Here is a 22,766-nt window from a genome sequence, read left to right on the forward strand (position 1 = left end):
CCCCTTTGAGGCTATGCCGTCCGGTAGGGGACGAAGCGAACCTGCACCTCGACATCGGGACCCGCGACGGCCGTGACGCGCTCGCGGATGGCGTCGGTGACGCCCGCGGTGTCGGCGTCGGGCGGTACCCCGACGGTGACCGTCACCGACGAGGCGTCGTGCAGGAGGAAGACGGGGTCACGCGGCTCGAAGGCGACGGTCGTCTCGAAGGCGGCCATCTCGGGGTACGCGCCGTCCGCGGCGAACAGCGCCTCCACCTCGCCCTCGACGTTCGACTCCACGTCGGCCGTGGCGAGCGTGTCGTAGGTGACGCCGCCGAGGAACGTCGAGAGCAGGGCGACGGCGACGACGAGGACCGCGACCCGGCGGACGGTGGCGGTGCGGGCCTCGTCCTCGCGGAAGAACCGCGCGGGGCGGTAGCCGTAGTACCACAGCACCGACAGCGCCGCGAGGTTGATGGAGAGCCCGTTCACCACGGCGAGAACGCCCGACGAGACGGCCATCGAGACGCTCCCGTAGGCGATGCCGATGCCGACCGTCGCGGCGGGCGGGACGAGCGCGACGGCGATCATCACGCCGACGAGCGCCGAGGAGACGCCCGTCGTGAGCGAGACGGCCCCCGCCACCCCCGAGCCGAGCGCCACCACGAGCGAGAGGAAGTCGGGGTTGAGCCGCTCGCGCACCTGCCCGAGCGAACCGGGGTCGAGCGACGCGGGCACGAAGTTGAGCGCGTTCACCGCGAACGCGAAGACGGCCGCCGCGACGACGGCGATGCTCATCCCCAGCACCTGCATCCGCACGCCGCGGACGAACAGTTCGTCCTCGTCCACGACGCTCCCGACCGCGGCGGTCATCGCCGGGCCGATGAGCGGCGCGATGACCATCGAACCGACGACGGTGGCCGGCGAGTCGAGGAGCAGGCCCGCGGTGGCGATGACGGCGCTCACGACGGTCATGACGACGTACGTCGGGAGCGACGGGGCGAGGTCCTCCGCGCGGGCCTGTAGCTCCTCGCGGGCGATGCGGTCGTCGTTCTCGTCGTTCTCCTCGTACTCCTCTTTCAACTGCTCGAACTTCCGGGAGACGACCGTCTCCGCGTCGATGATAACCGTGTACGCCCGGTCGTCGATACCCGCCTCGCGGAGCCGTTCGAGCACCGGTTCGACGGCCGCGGTCGGGAGCGGGAAGTAGACGACGCCGACGTACTCGCGGCCGCTCGTCTCGTCGGTGAGGACGTAGTCGATGCCCTCCTCGTCGAGCGTCCCGAGGACGGTGTCGCGCTTCCCGGCGGGGACGGTCACCTGAACGAGTCGCACGACCCATCCACACACCGCGGCCACAAAAGTGGACGCGAAAGCGGTCAGTCGCCCGCCCCGGGGTGGAGTCGGTCGAGCACGGGTATCTCGGCCCGTTTCTCGCGCGCGAGCGCGTCCCAGTCGATGCCCGACGGTTTGCCGGCCGCCCCCGTCTCGACCAGCCGTTCGGGCGTGGCGACGAGGTCAAGCGGCACGTCGTGGGGGTCCGGCGTCACGCGGTCGTCCGCGACGACCTGCATCGGGTGGATCGTCGTCGCGACGGTCGTGTCGTCGGTCGCGCGGTCGAACTCCCGCAGGAGCGCGAACTCCAGGTCCGCGTACCCCTCCCCCTTCCCGACCCGCGCGCCCGAGGGCGTGACCGCCACGCTCCCGGAGAGTATCAGGTCGATAGCGGGCATCTCGTCGGGGTGTATCGGGACGCCGTGTTCCCCGCTCCCGCGGACGGTCGTCGCGTCGTCGATATCGACACCCTCCACCGCGAGGCGGTCGGGGTCGAGTTCGAGGAACGGCTGTTCGTCGCGCAGGCGCGGCACGGCCATGTAGAGGGTCTTGCCCGCCCGGAGCGCGCGCCGGCGTGCCGGCAACTGCGGGCCGTCGGGGTTCGCCTTTATCGACCCGGCGCGCTCCCACTCCGGGCGCGCCGCGAGTCGCTCGGCCGCCTCCCGCGCCCCGGCGAAGTTCGGGATGCGCCCGTGCGGCGGGAACGGGAACCGCGCCTCCCCGGAGCGTTCGAGCGCGTCCCACACCCGCTCGCGGAGCGCCTGTTTGTCCATGCGACGCCTGCGAGCGAGCGTCCCAAGAGCGTTATCCGTCTCGACGGGAAACGAAGGGTATGTTCGACACCCGCCCGGACCGCGACAGCGAGGTCGTCCTGCTCGGGCGCTCAAACGTCGGGAAATCGACGCTGATGCGCGAGATAACGGGCCATCGGTTCGACACCGGCGGCAAGCCCGGCGTCACCCGGAAGCCGAACCACTACGACTGGGCGCCGGAGGACTTCGTCATCACGGACCTCCCCGGCTTCGGCTTCATGTCGGGCGTCCCCGACGAGGTACAGGAGCGAATCAAGACCGACATCGTCCGCTACCTGGAGGAGCACGCCGACTCGATTCTCGCCGGCGTCATCGTCCTCGACGGGAAGGCCGCCGTGGATATCATCGACCGCCACTCCGGCCCCGACGAGATACCCCACGCCGTCGAGATGTACGGCTTCCTGCGCGAACTCGGGATTCCCGTCGTCCTCGCGGTGAACAAGATGGACAAGGTGGACGACCGCGACGACCGACTGAACGACATCTGCGACCGCTTCGGCCTGCTCCCGCCGTGGAAACAGTGGGAGGGCGAGTCCGTCGCCCCCATCGTCGCGAAGAAGGGGAACATCGGCGCGCTGAACGAGGCGGTTCGGTTCCACCTCCACGAGGCGAAGCGCGACGACCTGTTCAAGTTCTTCTGACGCACCTTTTTGCACGACGGGCCTGCGGCCCGTCGGCAAAAATCTGCACCAAAAAGACGCGTCGCCGCTCCCTCCGGTCGCGGCTCGGTCCCGCGACTCGCTCCGCTCGTCGCGGCGAACCGCTCGCTCACGGCGTTCGCTCGCGGATGCTCGGGTTCAAATACCGGGACGCGGCCAGCGACCGCGTGACGTAGCAGTCGCGGCGACGGGTCGAAGCGGGTGTGCGGCCCGCCCGTCGCTCGCCGGTCGCGGGCCGCCTGTTCGCCCCCTCTATTCCACGCCCAGGTCGCGCTTCGCGAGGCGGACGTTCCGGTCGTTCGCGCGCCAGACCAGGTCGAAGGCGTCCCCGAGCAGCGGCACGGTCCCGACGACGGCGTCGAGCGCGACGTTGAACACCATCCGCGCGAGCGTCCGGACGGAGACGCCGAGGCGTGCCGCCTCCACGACGAGGTACAGCGAGACGACGGCCGCCGCGAGGTCGCCGCCGCCCGGCACCAGCCCCAGCAGCGGGTCGAGGCCCACCTTCACCCCGACGACGGGGAGCTCGAATCCGCTGTCCATCAGCGTCGCCACCCGCTCCATCCGGTCGAGGACCCGTTGTGTGTCGGCCATACGACCCGTGTCGTCGTCCGGACGGAAAACCTAGCCGCCGTTCTCGCCGAGCGCCGTCGTCTCGACGCCGTGCGAGACGGCGAACTTCTCCAACTCCTCCTTGCGGTCGGCTATCTCGCCGGGGCGGTGCGAGTCCGTGCCGAAGACGAACTCGACGCCCGCCTCGCGAAGCACCTCCATGAACGCGGGCGTCGGGTGGACCTCGCCGTACTCCGAGAGCGCGCGACCCGCGTTGAGTTCGGGGACGGTCCGCGAGTCGGCGAACGCCTCGGCGGCGCGCCGGTAGTGGTCCTCCGTGGCGAAGCCGCGGAGGTGGCGGTTCCGCTCCACGAGGTCGACGTGGGCGGCGATCTCGAACAGCTCCGACTCCGCGAGCGCGACCAGCCGGTCGAAGTAGGTGTCGACGTGGCCGCGCAGGTCGGCCTCCGGCTGGTCCGCGAAGTGCGGCTCCGTGTGGACGTTCGTCCCGTCGAGCTCGTGGACGCTCCCGAGCGCGTAGTCGAAGCCGGCCCCGTCGAGGAACTCGGCTATCGCGCCCTCGTCCGCGGGGTGGTAGTCCATCTCCGCGGCGTCGTAGACGGCGATGTCGTGGCGCTCGCGCGCCTCGCGGATGGCGCGGCGGCGGCGCTCGTAGGTGATATCGAGCGCGAAGCCGAACGCGCGGCGGTGGCGCTTCGGCCCGTCGCGGTCCGTGACGGTGCAGTGGTCCGCGATGCCGACGGCGTCGAGGCCGGCCTCGGCGGCCGCGGACACCATCCACGGGAGGAAGGTCCCGTCCGAGTAGTTCGAGTGGACGTGGTAGTCGCGGTTCACGCCCGAGGGAGGACCGGCCGCGTGAGGAAAGTTCCGGCCGTCGGCTACTCCGCGTCGTCGCCGGCGGGCGCGTAGTAGTACTCGCCGGCCTTCTTCTGCTCGCGGTCCTTCTGCGACCCCGGCTTGTTGATGCGCGGGCGGCCGGTGCGCTGGTCGCGCCGGAACGTCACGTCGAGGTTCGAGAGGAACGCGTTCATGCCGTCGCGCATCCCGACCGGCTCGCCGGCGTGACCGTACTCGGCGGGCGTGCCGTCGAACACCTGCAGCCGGTCGGCCAGCAGGTCGATCATGTAGATGTCGTGGTCGATGACCATCGCCGTGGCGTCGTGGTTCTCGGTGTAGCGGCGGATGGCGCGCGTGGCGAGCACGCGCTGTTCGACGTCGAGGTGCGCCGAGGGCTCGTCGAGCAGGTAGAGGTCGGCGTCCTTCGACAGACAGGCGGCGATGGCGACGCGCTGGCGCTCGCCGCCCGAGAGGTCGGTGAGGTCCTGTTCCATCACGCGCTCCAGCTGGAGCGGTCCCGCGATCTCGGTGTTCCAGTACGACGAGCCGAAGTCGTCGGTGATGGAGGAGAGGAACGCGTCCACGCGCATCGGCTGGTCGATATCGACGTACTGCGGCTTGTAGGAGATGTCGAGGTCCACATCGACGCTCCCCTCGTCGGCGTCCAGTCGGCCGGTCAGTAGCTTCGCGAAGGTGGACTTCCCGATGCCGTTCGGGCCGACGATGCCGAGCACCTCGTTGTTGCGGACCTCGCCCGCGTCGACGTCGAGGGTGAACTCCCCCTCGCCGTACGACTTCGTCATCGCGGGGTACTCCACGAGCGTGTCGCCCGTGGACGTGGGCCGGGGAGCGTGCTGTTCGAACTCGATCTCCCCCTGCCGGATACGCATGTTCTCGTTGTCGAGATACCCCGTGAGGTACTCGTTGATGCCGTTCTTCGTGCTCTTCGGGTCGGTGACGACGCCGAACGCGGAGGGGCGGCCGTACGCGACGTGGATGGTGTCGGCGAGCAGGTCGAGCACCGCGAGGTCGTGTTCGACGACGAGCATCGAACGGTCCTCCTCCTCGGCGAGTTCGCGGATGAGCCGCGCGGCCGTGACGCGCTGGCCGATGTCGAGGTACGGCGTTATCTCGTCGAGGAAGTAGAAGTCGGCGTCGCGGACGAGCGTGGCCGCGAGCGCGACCCGCTGGAGTTCGCCCCCCGAGAGGGTGTCGATGGGCTGGTCGATGACCGGCCCGATGTCGAGGCGGTCGACGAGGTCGTCGGCCACGCCGCGCTCGTCGACGCCCTCGATGAGGTCGCGGGTGACGCCGGAGAACGTGTCGGGTATCTTGTCGACGTACTGCGGCTTGCGGGCGACGGTCACGTCGCCGTCGCGCAGGTCCGCGAGGTAGTCCTGGAGCTCGGTGCCGCGGTACGCGTCCATGACCGCCTCGAAGTCCGGCGGGTCGGCGTGCCGGCCGAGGTTCGGCTCGATCTCGCCGGCGAGGATGCGAACCGCGGTCGTCTTCCCGATGCCGTTCGGCCCGAGGATGCCCGTGACCCGGCCCTCCTGGGGCGCGGGGAGCCCGTACAGCGAGAAGGCGTTGTCGCCGTAGCGGTGGGCCGGTTCCTCGTCGAGTTCCTGCGGGAGGTTGATTATCTCGATAGCGTCGAACGGGCACTTCTCGACGCAGATGCCGCACGTCTCGCCCAGGCAGATCTCCTCGGAGATGAACACCTGGTCGGGGCCGCCCTCGTGTGGTTCGCCCTCGTCGTAGTGGTCGCCGCGCTCGACGATGCACTCCTTGCCCGTCCGGTTAGGCGGGCAGTAGTTCATACACTCGTAGTTACAGCGGTCCGGCTGGCAGCGGTCGAGGTCGACCACCGCGATGGAGTCGTCGGCCATCTAGAACGTCGTCCCCGTCGACAGCAGGATTCCCCAGCAGACGAACCACAGCGAGAAGGTCATGAACGCGACGTAGAGGTAGTCCTTGGTCGAGAACTCGCCCACGTCGATGCCCACGACCTGCAACACCGGGAACTGGACGAGGATAGCCCCCGCCAGCACGAAGACGCCCATCGGGTCCGTCGCCGGCGTCGCGGCTTCCGCGGTCACCACGGAGGAGCCGACGGCGGCGAGGATGCCCATGACGGACGCGAGCGCCGTGACCGTCACGCCCCGCATGTGCGGGGAGAAGCGGCCGGCCGTGTCAGTCGCCATACCCTCCGGTCGTCTCCGTGGCGGCAAAAGCGATTCGACTGGTCGATGCGAGCGGCGCGAACGCCGCGGAACGGCGAGCGGGAGCGAGGGAACCGAGCGACACGCGAACAGACCGGCGCGAGCATCGACGCTCGCGCGAACGGCCCCGCCACCGCCGCCGGCCGCACCGTCCCGCGTTCCCGCGTGTGGTCCGGTTCCACGACCTCCCCGAAGCGTTCGATTTCGGGCGGTATAGCCCGTGAGGGGCGCGGGTGACGTGCGTGCCACCTCCAGATTTAAGCATGAGGGGTTCGTGTGTCGGGGTACGATGAGTGATTCTGACGGGGAGACCATCGGGGACCTTCCGCCGAGCGCGAAACTGGTGTACAAGGTACTCGAGTACCAGGGGTCGATGACGCAGAAGGGCATCGTCGAGGAGTCGATGCTCTCGGCGCGGACGGTGCGATACGCCCTCGAACGCCTGGAGGACATCGACATCGTCGAGGAGGACGTCTACTTCGCCGACGCGCGACAGAACCTCTACGAGATCGTGGACGAGTCCCCGACGGCCGACGCGGACGAGGCCGAACCCGCCGCCGCGGACGACTGAGACGGCGGCCACGCCGGACGTTTTTGTATTCGGACGACGCGTCACCGCTGTGAAGCGCAGCGCCCCGCTCGCCGCCCTCCTCGCGCTCCTGCTCGCCGCGGCCGCCGTCGCGCCGGTCGCCGCCGCAACACCGTCGCCGACCGACGGCGCGACCGCCCCGCCCGCGGACCCGGAGACGGACGTGTTGGGGTGGGAGGACGGCTACTGGTACAACGAGTCCGTGTCCGTGACCCGCTCCGACGGGCTGAACGACACGGAACTGGACGCGGTGGTGTCGCGGGCGATGGCCCGCGTCGAGGAGGTGCGGCGGCTGGAGTTCGCCGCGCGACCGCCCGTCGAGGTCATCGGGCGCGAGGCGTACGCCGACCGCATCGCCGGGTCGTTCGAGAACGTCTCGACCGAGGAACGGCTGTTCCACGACACCCTCGCGGAGGCCCGCTTCTTCGCCGGCGAGGGGGAGAGCTGGACCGCCACGCTCCGCGAACTGAGCGCCGGCGGCGTCGGCGGCTTCTACTCGCCGAGCGAGGAGCGCATCGTCGTCGTCTCGGAGAACACGACGACCCCGCGGCTGAACGAGATCGTGCTCGCACAGGAGCTGATGCACGCGCTCCAGTTCGACTTCGCCGAGAACCGCTCGTTCGGGCTGACCGACGAGTACGAGGCCGCCTTCGGGACGGGGCGGATGACGACCGACCGGCACAACGCCTACGACGCCGTCATCGAGGGGGACGGCAACTACGTCGATTACATCTACCGACAGCGGTGTGACGGCTCGTGGGACTGTCTCACCGTCGAGCAAGCGGGCGGCGCGGGGGCGGTGTACGACGCCGGCGAGTGGGGGGCGATACTCACCCAGTACGCCCCGTACAGCGACGGCCCGTCGTTCGTCCGGGAGGTGTACCGCGAGGGCGGCTGGGAGGCCGTGAACGCCCTCTACCGGAACCCCGTCCAGAGCACCGAACAGCTCGTCCACCCCGAGCGGTACCCCGACGACGCGCCGCGCGCGGTCGCCCTCGACGACCGGAGCGGCGGGGCGTGGGAGCGGCTCGTCCCGCCGGCGAACGGGAGCCTGGGCGGCTTACCGGGGATGAACGCCAGCCACGACACGTTCGGCGAGGCGGGGATGGTGTCGATGTTCGTCGCGCCCGGCTTCCCCGGCGGCACCGAGACCGTGTTCCGGCGGGGCGCCTTCCTCACCGGCGACGACTTCGACCCGTACGACTACCGGTTCGAGGCGACGACCGGGTGGGACGGCGACCGTATCGAGGTGTACGTCACCGACGACTCCGCCGCGACGAACGAGACGGGCTACGTGTGGCGGTCGGTCTGGGACTCGTCGGCCGACGCCGCGGCGTTCGCCGACGCCTACCGGGAACTGCTGTCGGTGCGGAACGCACGGCCGGTAGCGGGTGCCGAGGACGTGTACGTCGTCCTCGACGCGGGCCGGGAGCCGTCCTTCGCGGACGCGTTCGCGCTCCGCGTCGAGAACGACACCGTGGCCGTCGTCAACGCCCCGACGCTCGACGCGCTGAACGGGGTCCGCGCGGGCACGGTCCCCGACGGACTGACGCGACCGACGCCCACCCCGACGCCGACGCCCTACGACTTCTCCACGGCGACGGTCACCCCGACCGCGACGGGGACGGGGACGGGGACGGAGACGGCCGAGGCGACCGCCACGGCGACCGAGACGCCCGGTCAGCCCGGCTTCGGCGCGCTCGCCGTGGTCACCGCGCTGGCTGCGCTCGTCGGCCTGTTCGGACGGCGGCGGGCCTGACTACTGCGGCGCGACGGTGATGGTCTTGCCGCGGTCGATGGCCGCCTCCAGTTCCTCGGCGATGGCGCTGCCGCGCGACACCTGGACCTCGCCGCCCCGGGAGACGGTCGCCGTGAACAGGTACTCGCCGTCGGCGCGCACCTCGACCGTCTGGCCGGCGTGGCCCTCCATCGGGACGATGACGTGTCGGGAGGTGATTTCGGGCGTGACGATCTCGCCCTGCGAGCGGCCCGCGTCGGCGGAGCCGCCCGACCCGCCCGACCCGCCCGAGGACGACGACCCGCCCGCGTTCCGTCGCGGGTGTTCGTCGAGCGTCCGCACGTCGATGTCGATGCCGAGGCGGTTCTCGATGTCCGTGATGCGGCCGCCGCCCTTCCCGATGACCGTCGAGATGTCGTTCTCGGAGACGTAGACGACGGCGGTGTTGCCGCTCTTGAGTTCCACCTCGACCTGGCCGTGGGCGACGGACTTTATCTCGCGCTCTATCTCGTTGCGGGCGATGCGGTCGACGCCCGACTCCTCGCCCTCCTCGCCGGGCGCGCCGTCGAGCGGGACGGTGACGACCTGCTGATTGAACGTGTATATCTCGTAGGCAGGGTCGCCCGTCTCGTAGTCGGAGACGACGATGACCGGGCGCGTGAGGTCCTCCTCCATCAGCCCGTGGGGGACCTTCACCTCGGTCGCCACGTCGTAGACGGTGTTCACGTCCCCGGCCTCGATGTAGACGACGGTGTCGGCGACCTGCGGTATCATGCCGAGCTCGACCCGGCCGACCAGCCGCTGGAGGGCGTCGATGGGGCGGGTGGCGTGGACGACGCCGATCATCCCGACGCCGGCGAGCCGCATGTCCGCGAAGGTGCGGAAGTCGCTGGTCTTGCGCACCTCGTCGTAGATGGTGTAGTCGGGCCGGACCATGAGCAGCGAGTCGGCCGTCCGCTCCATCGAGCCGCGGAGTTCGGTGTACTGGGTTATCTCGGGGCCGACCTGGAGGTCGCGCGGCTTCTCCATCGTCTTGACGGCGAAGCCCGAGTCGTTGAGGAACTCCGCGACCGCCTGCGCGAACGTGGACTTGCCGGCGCCGGGCGCGCCCGACAGCAGGACGCCGCGCTGGCGCTCCGTGAAGCGGTCGCGCATCCCCGCGGGGAGGTCGTAGTCGTCGAGCGTCGTCTTGGCGATGGGCCGGACGGCGGTCACCTCGATGCCGTCCGAGAACGGCGGCCGCGCGACCGCGATGCGGTAGTCGCGGTACTGCACGATGCGCATTCCCGGCTCCTCCAGTTCGACGAACCCCTTCGAGGAGGCGCGGGCCGTCGACTCGACGTCCTGTGCGATGCAGCGCATCGCCGCCTCGGTCAGCGGCTCCTCGCCGATGGCGCCGTACGTGATGTCGCCGATGTCGCCGCGCTTCGCCATCGGCGCGACCCCCGTCTTCAGGTGGACGGACATGGTCTTCGCGTCGAAGTAGCGCTCGAGTTCGAGCCCCTCCTCGTCGGCGCCGTCGTCGACCTTCGGCTCGACGTACTCGACGGGGACGCCCGTGGCGCGGGCCACCTCGGCCTGCACCGTGTCGCTCGTGAGCAGGACGGCGTCGTGCTCGGCGGCGAGGTCGCGGATGAGCGCGTCGATGTCGCCCTCGCCCGCGCCGACCGTCTCCTCGTTCGTCGGCCGGCGACCGACGTAGTCGAGCGAGAGGTCGCCCGACTCCGCCCGCTCGACGAGCCGCTGGAGCTCCTCCAGCCCCGCCCAGCCGGCGTCGCGGCCGTCGTTGGCCTGCGACTCCAGTTCCGCGACCACGGCGTTGGGGACGAGGACCGTCTCCACGTCCTCGCGCTCGGACACGCGGCCGTCGACGACCGCGCTCGTGTCCGGAAGTAGGTTCATGGCACGGGTTCGGCCGGGGTCCTGATAAGCCTTGTAACCCCGTCTCGCCGGCTCGCGCGGCCGCCGTCGGCGGCTTACCGGTACCCCTCTGTGAGCGACTCAACGTACTTCGCGACCACGTCCACTTCGAGGTGGACCGGGTCGCCGACCGCCTTGTCCGAGAGCGTCGTGATGTCGTAGGTGGCGGGGATGACCGCGACGGTGAACTCCCCGTCGCGGAGGTCGGCGACGGTGAGCGAGATACCGTCCACCGTCACCGACCCCTTCTCCACGACGTACCGGCCCATCGACTCGGGGAGCGAGAAGGCGAACACCCAGTCGTCGTCGACGCGCTCGATGCCCGTCACCGCGCCGACGCCGTCCACGTGGCCCTGGACGAAGTGGCCGTCGAAGCGCCCGTCGGCGGGCAGCGCCCGTTCGAGGTTGACCGCGTCGCCGGGTTCGAGCCCCCCGAGGTAGGTGCGCTCGACCGTCTCCTCGGAGAGGAACAGCGAGAAGCCGTCGTCGTCGTGCTCCTCGACGGTGAGACACGCGCCCGAGACGGCGACCGACTGGCCGTGTTCCAGTTCCGCGGCGAAGGGGGCCGCGATTCGCAGTCTGAGCCCGCCGTCGGTCGATTCTCTCGCCCGTACCTCGCCGGTGTCCTCGATGATGCCGGTGAACACACCTGCGATAGGGCCGATTCGACACAAATGTGTTATCGTTCACGGATGTGGAACGCCGACGGAACGGCTAACTCGGCGCCGGTCCTCGTGCGGCTGTGTCACGGCTCGCGCGGCTCGCGGCGCTGGTCGCCGGGCTGCTCGCGGACGCGAACGTCATCGAGGAGCGGCGGCTGCGCGAGACGGTCGACCTCTCGTGGCCCCGCGTCGTCACCGGCTTCGCCATCATGTCGAAGCGGACGGTGGACCTCGCGATAGTGGGGGTCGCCGTCGGCGAGACGGCCGTCGCGGGGCTCACGGTCGCCAACGCCTACTGGACCGTGGGCAAGCTCCTGTTCATCGGGCTGGCCGGGGGGACGCTCTCGCTCGTCTCGCAGAACGTCGGCGGCGGCGACGACGCCCGCGCGACGGGGGTCGTCCGGGCGAGCCTGCTCGCCGCGTTCGTCCTGTCGCTCCCGCTCGCGGCGGCGTTCGGGCTGGGCGCGGAGCCGCTCGCTGGCCTCGTCGGCGGCGGCGAGGCGGCGACGGGCCACGCCGCGGTGTACCTCGCCGTCGTCGCCCCGGGACTGGTCTTCGAGGCGCTGAACCTCGTCGCCTCGCGCACCTACGCCGGCGTGGGGAACACGACGACGCCGATGGCCGTCCGGGCGCTCGGGGCCGCGCTGAACGTCGCGCTCTCCGCGACGTTCGTGTTCGCCTTCGACCTCGGCGTGTTCGGCGCGGGGCTGGGGACGACGCTCTCGACGCTGCTCGTCGCCGTCGTCTTCGCGTGGGGGATGACCGGGCGCTCGTACGCGGGTCGGGGGGCCAGCCCGCTCCCGGTGTTCGGCGCGTCGGTCGTCGACCGCCGGCTCGTCGGGCAGCTCGGGCGCGTCTCCGCGCCGCTCGTCGCGCGCCGCGTCGCGCAGGGCGTCGTCGTGTTCCCGCTGCTCGCCGTCGCCGCGACGTTCGGCCCCGTCGTCCTCGCGGCCGTCGGCGTCGCGCGGCAGGTCAGGCAGCTGCTCAACAGCTTCACGTGGGGCTTCTCCATCGCGGCCTCGACGCTCGTCGGGCAGGCGCTCGGCCGCGGCGACGAGGACGCCGCCCGCGCGTACGGCCGGGAGATAACGACCCTCTCGGCGGTCGTCTACCTGCTCGCCGCGGCGCTCGTCGTCGCGCTCTCACGGCCCATCGCGTCGGTGTTCGTCGGTCCCGACGCGGTCGGGACGACGGCGCTGTTCGTCGCCGTCGCCGCGGGCAGCGCCGTCGCGCTCGGCGTCGACGGCTCCGTGACCGGCACGCTCCGCGGTGCCGGCGACACCCGCGTCCCCTTCGTCGCCACCCTCGCCGGCCTCTACCTCGTCGCGCTCCCGCTCGCGGGGCTCGGCGTCGTCACGTCGCTCGGCGCGACGGCCCTGCTGTTCGCGCTGCTGGCCGAGACCGGGGTTCCAGTGCTGGTGAACGTGTGGCGCTTCCGGACGGGGGCGTGGGTGGCCGTCAGCCGGGCGTACCGGCCCGATGCCGACTCCGACCCCGGCGACTAGCGGGAAACCCGCGACCGGAGGGCTTTCGTCGGCCGGGCGTCCCCTCCCGGTATGGCGCGCTCCATCCTCGGGACGATAGGACTGGCCGCGACGGTCGCGCTCGCGGCCCCCATCGCCCTGTTCGGGGTGAACCGACTGCTCGACGGCGAGACGGTCGTCGGCGCGGCGGCCGTCGGCGTCGCGGTCCTCATGCTGCTCGTCGAGCGGTACCTCACGACGCCGGGCGACATCCCGGGGAAGGTGCTCGGCGCGACGGTCGGACGGGTCGTGAAGGAGCCGGACGAGGACGACGAGGACTAGATCGGGTCGTCCGGGTCGTGGACCGAGGCCATCCGCTCGGCCTCCGTGGCGAACCGCTCGCGGTCGTCCTCCCCGGTCTCCCCGAGGTTGTCCGGGCTCACGTCGAGCGCGGCGGTCGTCTCCCGCTGGTCGGTGAAGGAGGTGAGCGCCCGCTCCTTGCGGAAGTACCGCTCCCCGTCCGGCGTGGCGTACGTCAGGATGATGAGGTTCTGTTCGTCGTCGGAGTAGGTGCGCTCGACAAGCCAGACGCGGACCTCGTCGGTCATAGGCGGCGGTACGGCGCCGGCCGCGAAAAGGTCGGGGGCTACGCCCGCGGCCGCCGCAGCGCCGTGCGGAGGAGCGCGAACGCGAGGCCGAGCGCCGCGCCGGTCACGAGGACGCCGGGACCGACGCCGACGGATATCTCGTCGGGACGGTTCACGAACGAGAACACGTACGAGAGCGTCCCCGGGCGGCCGAGCGTGAGCGACTCGACGCCGAGCGCGCCGAGCACGACCGGTCCGCCGATTCCGACGACGACGAGCAGGGCGACGGCGGCGACCGCCGCGCCGGCCAGCGCCTCCCACGCCACCGTCGTCACGGAGAGGTCGGGCACGCGGTCGCCCGGCCGACCGATGACCCGCACCCCGTCCTCGTGGTCCTCCATGAGGACGTGCGCCGGGAAGGAGACGAGCGACAGCGCCATCCACACGTCGGCGACCGCGCCCGCGGCGTTCGCGGCGAGCGGGAGCGCGAGCCACCCCCACCCGGTGGCGAGCATCAGTGGCGTCCCGACGGCCGTGAGGACCACGAGCGGCGCGAGGACGATGACGAGCGCCTCGTTGCGCGTGAACCGCCCCTCGCTGGAGGCGTACGCGTACGGGAGCACGAAGTGCGCGACGCCGACGCCGTAGCGCGGGTCGCCGCCGTACCGGCGGAAGGCGAGGCCGTGAACCCACTCGTGGGGGACGATTATCACCGTGGCGAGGACGGCTACGACGAGGAAGTCGAGCGCGCTGTTCCACCACGCCACGCCGGGGAAGAAGTCGAACGTCGCCGGGCGGCCGGCGACGGCCGCGAACAGGCCGCCGAACAGGGCCAGCGCGACGACGAACCCGAGCAGGCCGACGGCGCTCATCTGGATGACGACGCCCCGCGACAGTTCGAGGTCCGCGAGCACGACCTCCTCGTCAGTTGTCATACCCGCCCGACGACGAGAACCCCCTTAACCGTTGTCAGGTACCCGGTGTCAGTCCGCCGCGCCCTCGACGGCTTCCTGCGGGCGCTGTGCCTCCTCCATCAGTTCGTCGAGCGTGGTCTCGGAGGGGGCGTTGTTGATGAGCACGTCTATCGGGAGCGTCGGCGCGCCGTCGATGAGGTTCTCCAGCACGACCAGCCGCTCGCGGGCCCGCGACATGCCGACGTAGAAGACGCGGCGCTCGTTGTCGGTGAGGACGGGGACGGGGTCGGTGCCCTTCTCGAAGGTGACGCCCTCGGGGAGGTCGCCCTCCTCGACGCTGGCGGCCATCTGCTCGACCACCTTCTCGGTGAGGTCCGTACAGACGAACACGTGGTCGGCCTCGCGGCCCTTCGCGGAGTGGATGGTGCCGACGCGGACGCGGTCGGCGTCCATCCCGGCGTAGGGCCCATCGAAGTACGCCTTCACGGAGCGCTCCTGGAAGTTCGAGGTGCGCGTGAGCATGTCGGCCGCGCTGGCCGGGCCGGGGGTGAAGGGCGCGTACTCCTGGACGAAGTCGGGCGCGACCTCGAAGTCCTCCAGGCGCGCGTCGTTACGCTCCTTCAGGTCGTCGAGCGCGTCGAAGAGGTCGTCGCGCTCGCCCGTGCCGAACGCCGAGTCGGCGAGCATCTCCGCGAGCCGCCGGGCTTCGAGGCCGGTCATGTGCTCGTCGGCCTCCGTCTTCTCGATGGCGCGGACGTACCCCTCCAGCCGGTCGGTCCACATCCGCATGTCCGTGAGCGAGGTGTACGGGATGCCGAGCGACGTGAACTCCTCCATGAACTGGAACAGCTGGTAGCGCGCGCGGAACAGCACCATCACGGTGTCCTCGTCGGTGGTTTCTATCGTGTCGCGGACGTTCCGCACCAGGTCGAGCATCGACGGCGAGCGGACGGCCTCGACGCTGCCGCCCTCCTTGCGCGGCTTCAGGTCCTTCTCCTGTCGCTCCGTGATGTGGCGTATCTGCCGGTTCACGACGTTGAGGACGTTCGACGGGAGCCGGTAGGAGTTCGGCAGCACCACGTCCTCGTCCGGGTCGGCTTCGAGGAGCAGGGCGGGGTCGGCGCCCTGCCACGCGTAGACGACCTGGTCGTCGTCGCCGGCGATGAGCACCGACTCCATGTGCGGCTTCCACTCCTCGTACACCTCGTGCTGGAGCGTCGTGATGTCCTGGAACTCGTCGATGACGAGGTGGTCGACGTTGGGGACGAGCGAGCGCTGCTTCACGCGTTCGAGCATGTCGGCGAAGCCGACGACGCCCTCCTCGCCCTTGTGGGCGCGCCACGCGCGGATGGCCTCGGGCACGTCGAGGCGGTCGTCGTCGCTCGACCACGTCGGCGTGTACTTGTTGCCGGTCTGGGCGTTCGGGTCGATGTCCGGCGGCAGGCGAACCTCCTCGACGTCCCACTGGAAGGGGACGTCGTACCAGTCGGCCACGTCGCGGCGGGTGCGCTGGAGCCACTGGGAGGTGGCGATGACCTTGTTGCCCATCGTCGTCGAGGTGGCGGAGCGCCGCCGGTTCGAGTCGTACTCTCCCTCGAAGTCCAGCCCGTAGCTCTCGCAGAACTCCTTCTTGTGCTCCTCGCCGACCACGTCGCCCCGCGAGAGGTCGAGCAGTTCGTACGCCTTCGCGTGCATCGTACAGACGTTCCCCTTCAGCGACTTCGGGGAGCGGTCCAGCCGCTCGGCCAGCCGCTCGCGGATCTCCGCGGCCGCGGCGCGCGTGTAGGAGACGACGAGGATGTCGCGGACGGCGACGCCGTCGTCGAGCATCTCGTCCACCCGGTCGAGCAGGGCGGTGGTCTTCCCGCTCCCCGGCCCGCCGAACAGCCGGGTGACGTGTGGGTCGCTCATGGGGAAATACACAGGAGCGACCGATATAAGCGGCGTGGGTCGTTCTCGAGCGCGAACGGGCCGTTCGCGCCCCCGCTCGGGGCGTTCGGGGGACGCCGGGGGGCGGAACCCGGCGACGGGAGCGGCGGCGCGAACGATTCATAACCGGCGGTCGCCTACTTAGAGGTATGCAGGCCAAGCGGGAGTTCCGCGACCGCGAGGAGTCGGAACTCACGGTGCTGGACGCCCTCGTCGACCGCCACGAGGAGGGGATGACCGTCTTCGAGCTCCGGTCGAGCGTCGATATGGGTATCGACCGCATCGAGGCCGCGCTCGGCGAACTGAAGGACCAAGGCCTCATCCGCGTCGAGGACGAGGACGGCACCACGCGTATCCGGCCGGACGAGCGCGTCGTCCCGGACGGCGACGACCGCCCCGAGCCGTCGCTCGTGGAGTCCATCCGCGAGAAGCTCCCGTTCTGACGCGGTTCGCTTTTTGCCGCGGGGCGTCTCCTCGTAGCAATGACGACCGTTCCGGACGCCCACGAGGCACACGGCGCGACGTTCCGCGAGTACGACGGCCGCCGGGTCGTCGAGGAGTACGGCCGCCCCGAGCGCACCCACCGGGCCGTGCGCAACGGCGTGGGGGTCATCGAGGCCCGCTACGGCATCGTCGAGGTGACCGGCGACGACCGCGTGGACTTCGTGGACAACGCCGTCTCGAACGCCGTCCCCGCCGATGACGGCCGCGGGGTGTACGCGCTCCTCCTCGACGCCCAGGGCGGCATCGAGACCGACCTCTACGTGTACAACGCCGGCGAGCGCCTGCTGTGTTTCACGCCGCCGCGGCGCGCGGCGCCGCTCGTCGACGACTGGCGCGAGAAGACGTTCATCCAGGACGTGGAGATACGCGAGGCGACGGACGACCTCGGCGTCTTCGGCGTCCACGGCCCGACCGCGACCGAGAAGATAGCGAGCGTGCTCCACGGCGGCGCTGGCGCGCCCGACGAGCGCCTCTCGTTCGTCCGCGGGTCGATGGGCGACGCCGGCGTCACCGTCATCCGGAACGACGACCTCGCGGGCGAGGAGGGGTACGAGGTCGTCTGCTCGGCCGACGGCGCCGCGGAGGTGTTCGAGACGCTCGTCGTCCGCGGCAACAACGCCGTCCCGTTCGGCTACCGGACGTGGGAGACGCTCACCCTCGAAGCCGGGACGCCGCTGTTCGAGACGGAACTCGAGGGGACGGTCCCGAACGTGCTCGGCCTGCGGAACGCGCTCGACTTCTCGAAGGGGTGTTACGTCGGCCAGGAGGTCGTCTCGAAGATAGAGAACCGCGGCCGTCCCTCCCGGCGGCTCGTCGGCCTCGCCGCCGACGCGCTCCCCGAGGCGGGCGCGGCGGTGTTCGACGGCGACAGCCACGTCGGGGAGGTGACCCGCGCCGCCGTCTCCCCCACCCGGGAGGAGCCGCTGGCGCTCGCGCTCGTCCGCTTCGACGCCGACCTCGGGGACGCGACGGTCCGCGTCGGGGGCGAGGACGTGCCCGCGACCCGCGAGGAACTCCCGTTCGTCGAGGGCTCCGAGCGGTCGGCGCGCCTGCCGACCTACGAGTAGCCGGTCGCTCGCCCGACGGTTTTTGTCCCCCCGCGTCGGACGCCGCCGTATGGAGGAACACCTGCTGGTCCCGGTAGACGGCTCCGAGGAAGCGGAGGCCGCGCTGGAGTACGCGCTCGAACGGTTCCCGGGCGAGGAGTTGACCGTCGTCGCCGTCGTGGACCCGGCGGACGCGGCCGTGGCCGACTCGATGGCCGCGCCGTACGAGTCGCCCGTGGACGCGCCCGGCGTCGGCGCGGAGTGGCTGGCGGACGCCGAGGAGTCCGCCCGCGAGCGCGTCGCGCTGGCCGGCGAGCGCGCCGAGGAGACGGGCTTTACCGCCGAGACGGTGGTCCGGGTCGGCCGTCCCGGCCACGCCATCGTCGAGTACGCCACGGACAACGACATCGACCACATCGTGATGGGGAGCCACGGGCGCTCGGGGCTCTCGCGCGTCCTGCTCGGCTCCGTCGCGGAGACGGTGATGCGCCGCGCCGACTGCCCGGTCACCGTCGTCCGGTAGAGGGAGGACGGAAGCCTTTTGTTCAGGAACGTGTCAATTCACGCGAATGGTCGAGGCGTTCGCCGTCGCGTCCGGTAAGGGCGGCACGGGTAAGACGACCAGCACGCTCGCGCTCGGGATGGCGCTGGCCGACGAGCACGACGTGACGGTCGTGGACGCCGACACGGGAATGGCGAACCTCCTCTTTCACGCCGGCCTCGCCGACGCCGAGACGACGCTCCACGACGTGCTCGTCGGCGAGACGGCCGACGTGCGCGAGGCCGCCTACGACCGGTTCGGGATGCGCGTCGTCCCCTGCGGCACCTCGCTCGCGGCGTTCGAGGCGGCCGACCCCGGGCGGCTGCGCGACGCGGTCGCGGAGCTCGCGGCCGACACCGACGTCCTCCTGCTCGACTCGCCCGCGACCCTCGGCTCGAAGGCCGCGGTGCTCCCGGTCGTGCTCGCCGACCGCGCCGTCGTCGTCCTCCGGCCCACCGTCCCGGCGCTCTCCGACGGGCTGAAAGTCCAGGAGTACGCGCTCTCGTACGGCACGGGCATCGCCGGAACGCTGTTCAACAAGGTGCGCGACCCCGCGGACGGAACCATCGAGAAGGCCGAGCGCTACTTCGAGGGGCCGACGCTGGCGACGGTGCCCGACTCCGACGCCGCCCGGGCGGCCCGCGCCGCCGGCGAACCCCTGCTGGCGTACGCGCCCGACAGCGAGGCCGCGGCCGCCTACCGGCGCGCGGCCGACCGCATCGACGTGCGCGACGGCGGCGAGGACGCCGTCGCCGACCGCTTCCGCTCGGCGGTGGTGCCGGACCCGCCATGAACGTCCCCGCGGGCGACCTCGTGCGCTCGCGGGTCGTCGCCGACGCGGCCGTCCCGCTGGAGACGGCCCTCGACCGGCGGCTCACGGGCTATCTCCTCCTGCGCCCGGCGGACCCGCTCGCGCCCGACGACGACGGCGGCGTGCTCACCCTCCGCGACGGCGTCCCGACCGTCGCCTACCACGAGGACACCGACCGCGGGGGCGCGACCGCGCTCGGGGCGCTCGCCTCGTCGGGACCGTACCGCGCGGAGCTGTACGCGACGGACGGGGCCGACCTCGACGGGGTCCACGGGGTCGAGGGGCTCCGCGTCGCCCCCGGCGCCGCCGCCGAACAGGTGGCCGACGACCCGGCGCTGGCCGCCCGGGCCCGCGAGCGCGCGCCCGACGACCGCGACGGGGACCCCGACGACCCCGTCGAGGCGTTCCTCGCGGACGAGGAGCGAATCGCCGGCATCAGGGAGCGCGCCCGCGAGGAGGCCGAACGGCGCGCCGCCGAGTGGGGCTTCGCGGACGCGACGGAGTAGGCCCCCTGCTTCTTCCCCGGGCCGGACGAACGACGGCCGTGCCACGCGCGAACCTCGCCGTCTCGCTCGGCGACGAGTGGGCCGGCCGCCTCTCGCGGCGCCACCCGGACGCGGAGTTCGACCTCGTCGCCGCCGACCCGAACGGCACCGACGGCTACCAGCTGGTCCGGGTGCGGGCGACCGACCCCGACCCGGCCGTCGCGGCGATGCGCGACGCCCGCGGCTTCCGTTCGCTCTCCGTCGTTCGCGAGGGCGACACGGCGGCGCTGGTCCGCTTCCGGGCCGCCTACCCGCTCGTGCTGTTCGCGCTCTCGCGGGAGGGGATACCCTTCGAGCCGCCGCTGCGGTGTCGCGACGGGACCGGGTCGCTCTCCGTCACCGCGCCCGACCCGGCGCTGTCGGCACTCTCGGACCGGCTCGGGGAGTACGGCGTGCGCTACCGGCTCGAATCCCTCTCCGCGGAGCCGACCGTGGACGCGCCGCTGACGCAGCGCCAGCGCGACGTGCTGCTCACGGCCGTCGAGATGGGCTACTACGACACGCCGCGCGACTGTACGCTCACCGCCGTGGCGGACGCCGTCGGGACGGCGAAGTCGTCGGCCTCGGAGACGCTCCACCGGGCCGAGGGAGCCGTCGTGCGCCGGTTCGCGGCCGCGGCGGAGGCCGAACCGTCGGACAATGGGGGGTGACCGGTGGGGGGTGGGGCGCACCCGGTCGGGCCGTTTCCGCGACGACCCGTTCGTCCGTAGGCGCGCGACGCGACCGTAGCTGACGCCGAACGTGTTCGGACCGCGAGCGGTAGCCACATACCCCTCCCCGTCCACGCCTCGACATGGGACTGGACGAGGACGCCCTCGACTACCACGCCGCCGACCCGCCCGGCAAGCTGGAGATATCGACGACGAAGCCGACGAACAGCCAGCGCGACCTCTCGCTCGCCTACTCGCCCGGCGTCGCCGCGCCCTGCGAGGCCATCGCCGCGGACCCGAACGACGCGTACACGTACACGGCGAAGGGGAACCTCGTCGGCGTCGTCTCGAACGGGACCGCCGTCCTCGGCCTCGGCGACATCGGCGCGCAGGCATCGAAACCCGTCATGGAGGGAAAGGGCGTCCTCTTCAAGCGCTTCGCCGACATCGACGTCTTCGACATCGAACTCGACGAGCACGACACGGACGGCTTCTGCGAGGCGGTCGCCGCGATGGAGCCGACGTTCGGCGGCATCAACCTGGAGGACATCTCCGCCCCCGAGTGCTTCGAGATAGAGCGGCGCCTGCGCGAGGAGATGGACATCCCCGTCTTCCACGACGACCAGCACGGCACCGCCATCATCTCCGGCGCCGCCCTCCTCAACGCCTGTGAGGTCACCGGCAAGCGGCTCGCCGACCTCCGCGTGGTGTTCGCCGGCGCGGGGGCGGCCGCCACCGCCACGGCGCGCTTCTACGTCGAACTCGGCGTCTCGCCCGACAACATCACGGTCTGTGACGTGGACGGCGTCGTCACCGAGGAGCGGGCCGCCGCGGGCGACCCCCACGAGTACGTCGCGCCGTTCGCGGCGGGCGAGGGCGGCGACCTCGCGGACGCGATGGCCGGCGCGGACGTGTTCGTCGGCCTCTCCGTGGGCGGCATCGTCTCCCCGGAGATGGTCCGGTCGATGGCCGACGACCCCGTGGTGTTCGCGATGGCGAACCCCGACCCCGAAATCGGCTACGAGGAGGCGAAGGCCGCCCGCGACGACCTCGTCATGGCGACGGGCCGCTCCGACTACCCCAACCAGGTGAACAACGTCCTCGGCTTCCCCTTCCTGTTCCGGGGCGCGCTCGACGTGCGCGCCACCGACATCAACGAGGAGATGAAACGCGCCGCCGCCGAGGCGCTCGCCGACCTCGCCAAGGAGGACGTCCCCGACGCCGTCGTGAAGGCGTACGGCGACGGGCCCCTGCAGTTCGGCCCCGAGTACCTCATCCCGAAGCCGCTCGACACGCGCGTCCTGTTCGAGGTGTCCGCCGCGGTCGCCGAGGCCGCGATGGCGTCCGGCGTCGCCCGCGTCGAGCGCGACCTCGACGCCTACCGCGACGAGCTGGAGGCTCGGCTCGGGAAGGGCCGCGAGATGATGCGCACGGTGCTCAACAAGGCGAAGGGCGAGCCGAAGCGCGTCGCCTTCGCGGAGGGCACCGACCGGAAGATAATCCGCGCGGCCTACCAGCTCGCCGACGAACACATCGCGGAACCGGTGCTGGTCGGCGACCGCGACACGATACGCCGGCGCGCGGCGGAACTCGGGCTGGACTTCGAGCCGGAGGTGGTCGACCCCGCGGCCGACCGGCTCGACCCGTACGCCGACCGCCTGTACGAACTCCGCCAGCGGAAGGGCATCACCCGGAGCGAGGCCGACACCCTGGTCCGCGACGGCGACTGGCTCGCCTCCACGCTCGTGGAGATGGGCGACGCCGACGCGATGCTGACGGGGCTGACCCACCACTATCCGACCGCGCTCCGCCCGCCCCTCCAGGTCGTCGGCACCGCGCCCGACGCCGACTACGCCGCGGGCGTGTACATGCTGACGTTCAAGAACCGCGTCGTCTTCTGCGCCGACGCGACGGTGAACCAGGACCCCGACGAGGCCGTCCTGGAGGAGGTGGCGCGCCACACCGCCGAACTCGCCCGGAGTTTCAACGTCGAGCCGCGCGTCGCCCTGCTGTCGTACTCCGACTTCGGCACGGTGGACAACGAGGGGACGCGCAAGCCCCGCGCCGCGGCCGACGCGCTCCGTTCGGACCCCGAGGTGGACTTTCCGGTCGACGGCGAGATGCAGGCCGACACCGCCGTCGTCGAGGAGATGCTCACCGGCGACTACGACTTCTCCGACCTCAAAGAACCCGCGAACGTCCTCGTTTTCCCCAACCTGGAGGCCGGCAACATCGCCTATAAACTGCTTCAACGGTTGGGAGGTGCCGAGGCCATCGGCCCGATGCTCGTCGGCATGGACAAGCCCGTCCACGTCCTCCAGCGCGGCGACGAGGTCAAGGACATCGTGAACCTCGCCGGCGTCGCCGTCGTCGACGCTCAGGACGAATAGAACCGAAATCCGGCGGCTCGGACGCCGCCGTCTCCCCTGCGGCCGGCGCGCCCCGTCC

23 protein-coding genes are annotated in these 22,766 nt (G+C 71.3%); 12 read left to right on the plus strand and 11 right to left on the minus strand.

The features are described 5' to 3' along the window. Nucleotides 1-11: 11 nt before the first annotated feature. Nucleotides 12-1,316, minus strand: a complete 1,305-nt coding sequence (locus P2T37_RS04725) for a TIGR00341 family protein (RefSeq protein WP_276235625.1) — start codon at nt 1,314-1,316, stop codon at nt 12-14. A gap of 44 nt (nt 1,317-1,360) precedes the next feature. Then, a complete protein-coding gene (locus P2T37_RS04730) occupies nt 1,361-2,089 on the minus strand; it encodes a 5-formyltetrahydrofolate cyclo-ligase (RefSeq protein WP_276235626.1) in 729 nt (242 codons plus the stop codon). 59 nt (nt 2,090-2,148) lie between these two features. Here P2T37_RS04730 and engB point away from each other — a divergent pair, with 59 nt between their 5' ends. After that, nucleotides 2,149-2,769 (plus strand): GTP-binding protein EngB, encoded by a 621-nt coding sequence (gene engB / locus P2T37_RS04735; protein ID WP_276235627.1) that lies wholly within the window; start codon nt 2,149-2,151, stop codon nt 2,767-2,769. A gap of 270 nt (nt 2,770-3,039) precedes the next feature. Here engB and P2T37_RS04740 read toward each other — a convergent pair whose 3' ends face one another. From P2T37_RS04740 to P2T37_RS04755, 4 genes are read right to left on the minus strand one after another with little or no spacing between them, the layout of a single operon-like run. Then, nucleotides 3,040-3,381, minus strand: coding sequence for a DUF4112 domain-containing protein (locus P2T37_RS04740; RefSeq protein WP_276235628.1), 342 nt, complete (start codon nt 3,379-3,381; stop codon nt 3,040-3,042). A 30-nt stretch (nt 3,382-3,411) separates the two neighbouring features. Continuing rightward, nucleotides 3,412-4,194: a PHP domain-containing protein gene (locus tag P2T37_RS04745; RefSeq protein ID WP_276235631.1), complete on the minus strand. Its 783-nt coding sequence runs from the start codon at nt 4,192-4,194 to the stop codon at nt 3,412-3,414. Between the two features lie 44 nt (nt 4,195-4,238). Next, on the minus strand, nt 4,239-6,086 hold the full coding sequence (locus P2T37_RS04750) for a ribosome biogenesis/translation initiation ATPase RLI (protein WP_276235633.1): 1,848 nt from the start codon (nt 6,084-6,086) through the stop codon (nt 4,239-4,241). Continuing rightward, the gene (locus P2T37_RS04755; RefSeq protein WP_276235635.1) at nt 6,087-6,401 is read right to left on the minus strand and encodes an EMC6-like membrane protein; all 315 of its coding nucleotides are present in this window, start codon (nt 6,399-6,401) and stop codon (nt 6,087-6,089) included. A gap of 307 nt (nt 6,402-6,708) precedes the next feature. On the opposite strand from P2T37_RS04755, the gene P2T37_RS04760 reads away from it, so the two are divergent. Then, the gene (locus tag P2T37_RS04760) at nt 6,709-6,990 is read left to right on the plus strand and encodes an ArsR family transcriptional regulator (RefSeq protein ID WP_276235638.1); all 282 of its coding nucleotides are present in this window, start codon (nt 6,709-6,711) and stop codon (nt 6,988-6,990) included. A 49-nt stretch (nt 6,991-7,039) separates the two neighbouring features. Then, a complete protein-coding gene (locus tag P2T37_RS04765; protein ID WP_276235639.1) occupies nt 7,040-8,767 on the plus strand; it encodes an Hvo_1808 family surface protein in 1,728 nt (575 codons plus the stop codon). Here P2T37_RS04765 and P2T37_RS04770 read toward each other — a convergent pair whose 3' ends face one another. Then, nucleotides 8,768-10,648, minus strand: a complete 1,881-nt coding sequence (locus P2T37_RS04770; protein ID WP_276235640.1) for a PINc/VapC family ATPase — start codon at nt 10,646-10,648, stop codon at nt 8,768-8,770. A gap of 74 nt (nt 10,649-10,722) precedes the next feature. Beyond that, nucleotides 10,723-11,313 (minus strand): riboflavin synthase, encoded by a 591-nt coding sequence (locus tag P2T37_RS04775; RefSeq protein WP_276235641.1) that lies wholly within the window; start codon nt 11,311-11,313, stop codon nt 10,723-10,725. Nucleotides 11,314-11,408: 95 nt separating this feature from the next. Between P2T37_RS04775 and P2T37_RS04780 the strand changes: the two genes are divergently transcribed. Together P2T37_RS04780 and P2T37_RS04785 are read left to right on the plus strand one after the other, a co-directional pair. After that, nucleotides 11,409-12,833 carry an MATE family efflux transporter gene (locus P2T37_RS04780; RefSeq protein ID WP_276235642.1) on the plus strand — a complete coding sequence of 475 codons (1,425 nt, stop codon included), beginning with the start codon at nt 11,409-11,411 and terminating at the stop codon, nt 12,831-12,833. Nucleotides 12,834-12,884: 51 nt separating this feature from the next. After that, complete coding sequence (locus P2T37_RS04785; protein ID WP_276235643.1) at nt 12,885-13,133, plus strand: DUF7533 family protein; 249 nt, start codon at nt 12,885-12,887, stop codon at nt 13,131-13,133. On the opposite strand, the gene P2T37_RS04790 is transcribed toward P2T37_RS04785, so the two are convergent. Genes P2T37_RS04790 through P2T37_RS04800 form a run of 3 tightly spaced genes read right to left on the minus strand, consistent with a single transcriptional unit; the run spans nt 13,130 to nt 16,203 of the window. Then, entirely contained in the window at nt 13,130-13,399 is a 270-nt protein-coding gene (locus P2T37_RS04790; protein WP_276235644.1) for a DUF7967 family protein, read from the minus strand. The genes P2T37_RS04785 and P2T37_RS04790 overlap by 4 nt on opposite strands. Nucleotides 13,400-13,437: 38 nt before the next feature. Beyond that, nucleotides 13,438-14,313, minus strand: a complete 876-nt coding sequence (locus tag P2T37_RS04795; RefSeq protein ID WP_276235645.1) for a DUF3267 domain-containing protein — start codon at nt 14,311-14,313, stop codon at nt 13,438-13,440. A 48-nt stretch (nt 14,314-14,361) separates the two neighbouring features. After that, nucleotides 14,362-16,203 carry a UvrD-helicase domain-containing protein gene (locus tag P2T37_RS04800; protein WP_276235646.1) on the minus strand — a complete coding sequence of 614 codons (1,842 nt, stop codon included), beginning with the start codon at nt 16,201-16,203 and terminating at the stop codon, nt 14,362-14,364. Between the two features lie 167 nt (nt 16,204-16,370). Between P2T37_RS04800 and P2T37_RS04805 the strand changes: the two genes are divergently transcribed. The 7 genes from P2T37_RS04805 (at nt 16,371) to P2T37_RS04835 (ending at nt 22,708) form a co-directional block, all read left to right on the plus strand. Further along, complete coding sequence (locus tag P2T37_RS04805) at nt 16,371-16,664, plus strand: DUF6432 family protein (protein WP_276235647.1); 294 nt, start codon at nt 16,371-16,373, stop codon at nt 16,662-16,664. Between the two features lie 39 nt (nt 16,665-16,703). Then, entirely contained in the window at nt 16,704-17,792 is a 1,089-nt protein-coding gene (ygfZ, locus tag P2T37_RS04810) for a CAF17-like 4Fe-4S cluster assembly/insertion protein YgfZ (protein WP_276235648.1), read from the plus strand. 49 nt (nt 17,793-17,841) lie between these two features. Next, a complete protein-coding gene (locus P2T37_RS04815; protein ID WP_276235649.1) occupies nt 17,842-18,294 on the plus strand; it encodes a universal stress protein in 453 nt (150 codons plus the stop codon). A gap of 46 nt (nt 18,295-18,340) precedes the next feature. Further along, entirely contained in the window at nt 18,341-19,105 is a 765-nt protein-coding gene (locus P2T37_RS04820; protein WP_276235650.1) for a nucleotide-binding protein, read from the plus strand. Beyond that, nucleotides 19,102-19,629 carry a DUF8054 family protein gene (locus P2T37_RS04825; protein WP_276235651.1) on the plus strand — a complete coding sequence of 176 codons (528 nt, stop codon included), beginning with the start codon at nt 19,102-19,104 and terminating at the stop codon, nt 19,627-19,629. Before P2T37_RS04820 ends, P2T37_RS04825 begins: the two co-directional genes overlap by 4 nt. 38 nt (nt 19,630-19,667) lie before the next feature. After that, nucleotides 19,668-20,318, plus strand: coding sequence for a helix-turn-helix domain-containing protein (locus P2T37_RS04830; protein WP_276235652.1), 651 nt, complete (start codon nt 19,668-19,670; stop codon nt 20,316-20,318). Between the two features lie 143 nt (nt 20,319-20,461). Continuing rightward, nucleotides 20,462-22,708 (plus strand): NADP-dependent malic enzyme, encoded by a 2,247-nt coding sequence (locus tag P2T37_RS04835; protein WP_276235653.1) that lies wholly within the window; start codon nt 20,462-20,464, stop codon nt 22,706-22,708. Nucleotides 22,709-22,766 lie beyond the last annotated feature (58 nt).

Origin of the sequence: Halosegnis marinus, assembly GCF_029338355.1 — an archaeon.
GTDB classification, from domain to species: domain Archaea; phylum Halobacteriota; class Halobacteria; order Halobacteriales; family Haloarculaceae; genus Halosegnis; species Halosegnis marinus.

What these genes read in the sequence shown, in the direction of transcription:
- P2T37_RS04730 (WP_276235626.1), bottom strand. Translation starts at nt 2,089, where the DNA reads ATGGACAAACAGGCGCTCCGCGAGCGGGTGTGGGACGCGCTCGAACGC.
- engB (WP_276235627.1), top strand. Translation starts at nt 2,149, where the DNA reads ATGTTCGACACCCGCCCGGACCGCGACAGCGAGGTCGTCCTGCTCGGG.
- P2T37_RS04740 (WP_276235628.1), bottom strand. Translation starts at nt 3,381, where the DNA reads ATGGCCGACACACAACGGGTCCTCGACCGGATGGAGCGGGTGGCGACG.
- P2T37_RS04750 (WP_276235633.1), bottom strand. Translation starts at nt 6,086, where the DNA reads ATGGCCGACGACTCCATCGCGGTGGTCGACCTCGACCGCTGCCAGCCG.
- P2T37_RS04755 (WP_276235635.1), bottom strand. Translation starts at nt 6,401, where the DNA reads ATGGCGACTGACACGGCCGGCCGCTTCTCCCCGCACATGCGGGGCGTG.
- P2T37_RS04760 (WP_276235638.1), top strand. Translation starts at nt 6,709, where the DNA reads ATGAGTGATTCTGACGGGGAGACCATCGGGGACCTTCCGCCGAGCGCG.
- P2T37_RS04770 (WP_276235640.1), bottom strand. Translation starts at nt 10,648, where the DNA reads ATGAACCTACTTCCGGACACGAGCGCGGTCGTCGACGGCCGCGTGTCC.
- P2T37_RS04785 (WP_276235643.1), top strand. Translation starts at nt 12,885, where the DNA reads ATGGCGCGCTCCATCCTCGGGACGATAGGACTGGCCGCGACGGTCGCG.
- P2T37_RS04790 (WP_276235644.1), bottom strand. Translation starts at nt 13,399, where the DNA reads ATGACCGACGAGGTCCGCGTCTGGCTTGTCGAGCGCACCTACTCCGAC.
- P2T37_RS04795 (WP_276235645.1), bottom strand. Translation starts at nt 14,313, where the DNA reads ATGACAACTGACGAGGAGGTCGTGCTCGCGGACCTCGAACTGTCGCGG.
- P2T37_RS04800 (WP_276235646.1), bottom strand. Translation starts at nt 16,203, where the DNA reads ATGAGCGACCCACACGTCACCCGGCTGTTCGGCGGGCCGGGGAGCGGG.
- P2T37_RS04805 (WP_276235647.1), top strand. Translation starts at nt 16,371, where the DNA reads ATGCAGGCCAAGCGGGAGTTCCGCGACCGCGAGGAGTCGGAACTCACG.
- ygfZ (WP_276235648.1), top strand. Translation starts at nt 16,704, where the DNA reads ATGACGACCGTTCCGGACGCCCACGAGGCACACGGCGCGACGTTCCGC.
- P2T37_RS04815 (WP_276235649.1), top strand. Translation starts at nt 17,842, where the DNA reads ATGGAGGAACACCTGCTGGTCCCGGTAGACGGCTCCGAGGAAGCGGAG.
- P2T37_RS04820 (WP_276235650.1), top strand. Translation starts at nt 18,341, where the DNA reads ATGGTCGAGGCGTTCGCCGTCGCGTCCGGTAAGGGCGGCACGGGTAAG.
- P2T37_RS04825 (WP_276235651.1), top strand. Translation starts at nt 19,102, where the DNA reads ATGAACGTCCCCGCGGGCGACCTCGTGCGCTCGCGGGTCGTCGCCGAC.
- P2T37_RS04835 (WP_276235653.1), top strand. Translation starts at nt 20,462, where the DNA reads ATGGGACTGGACGAGGACGCCCTCGACTACCACGCCGCCGACCCGCCC.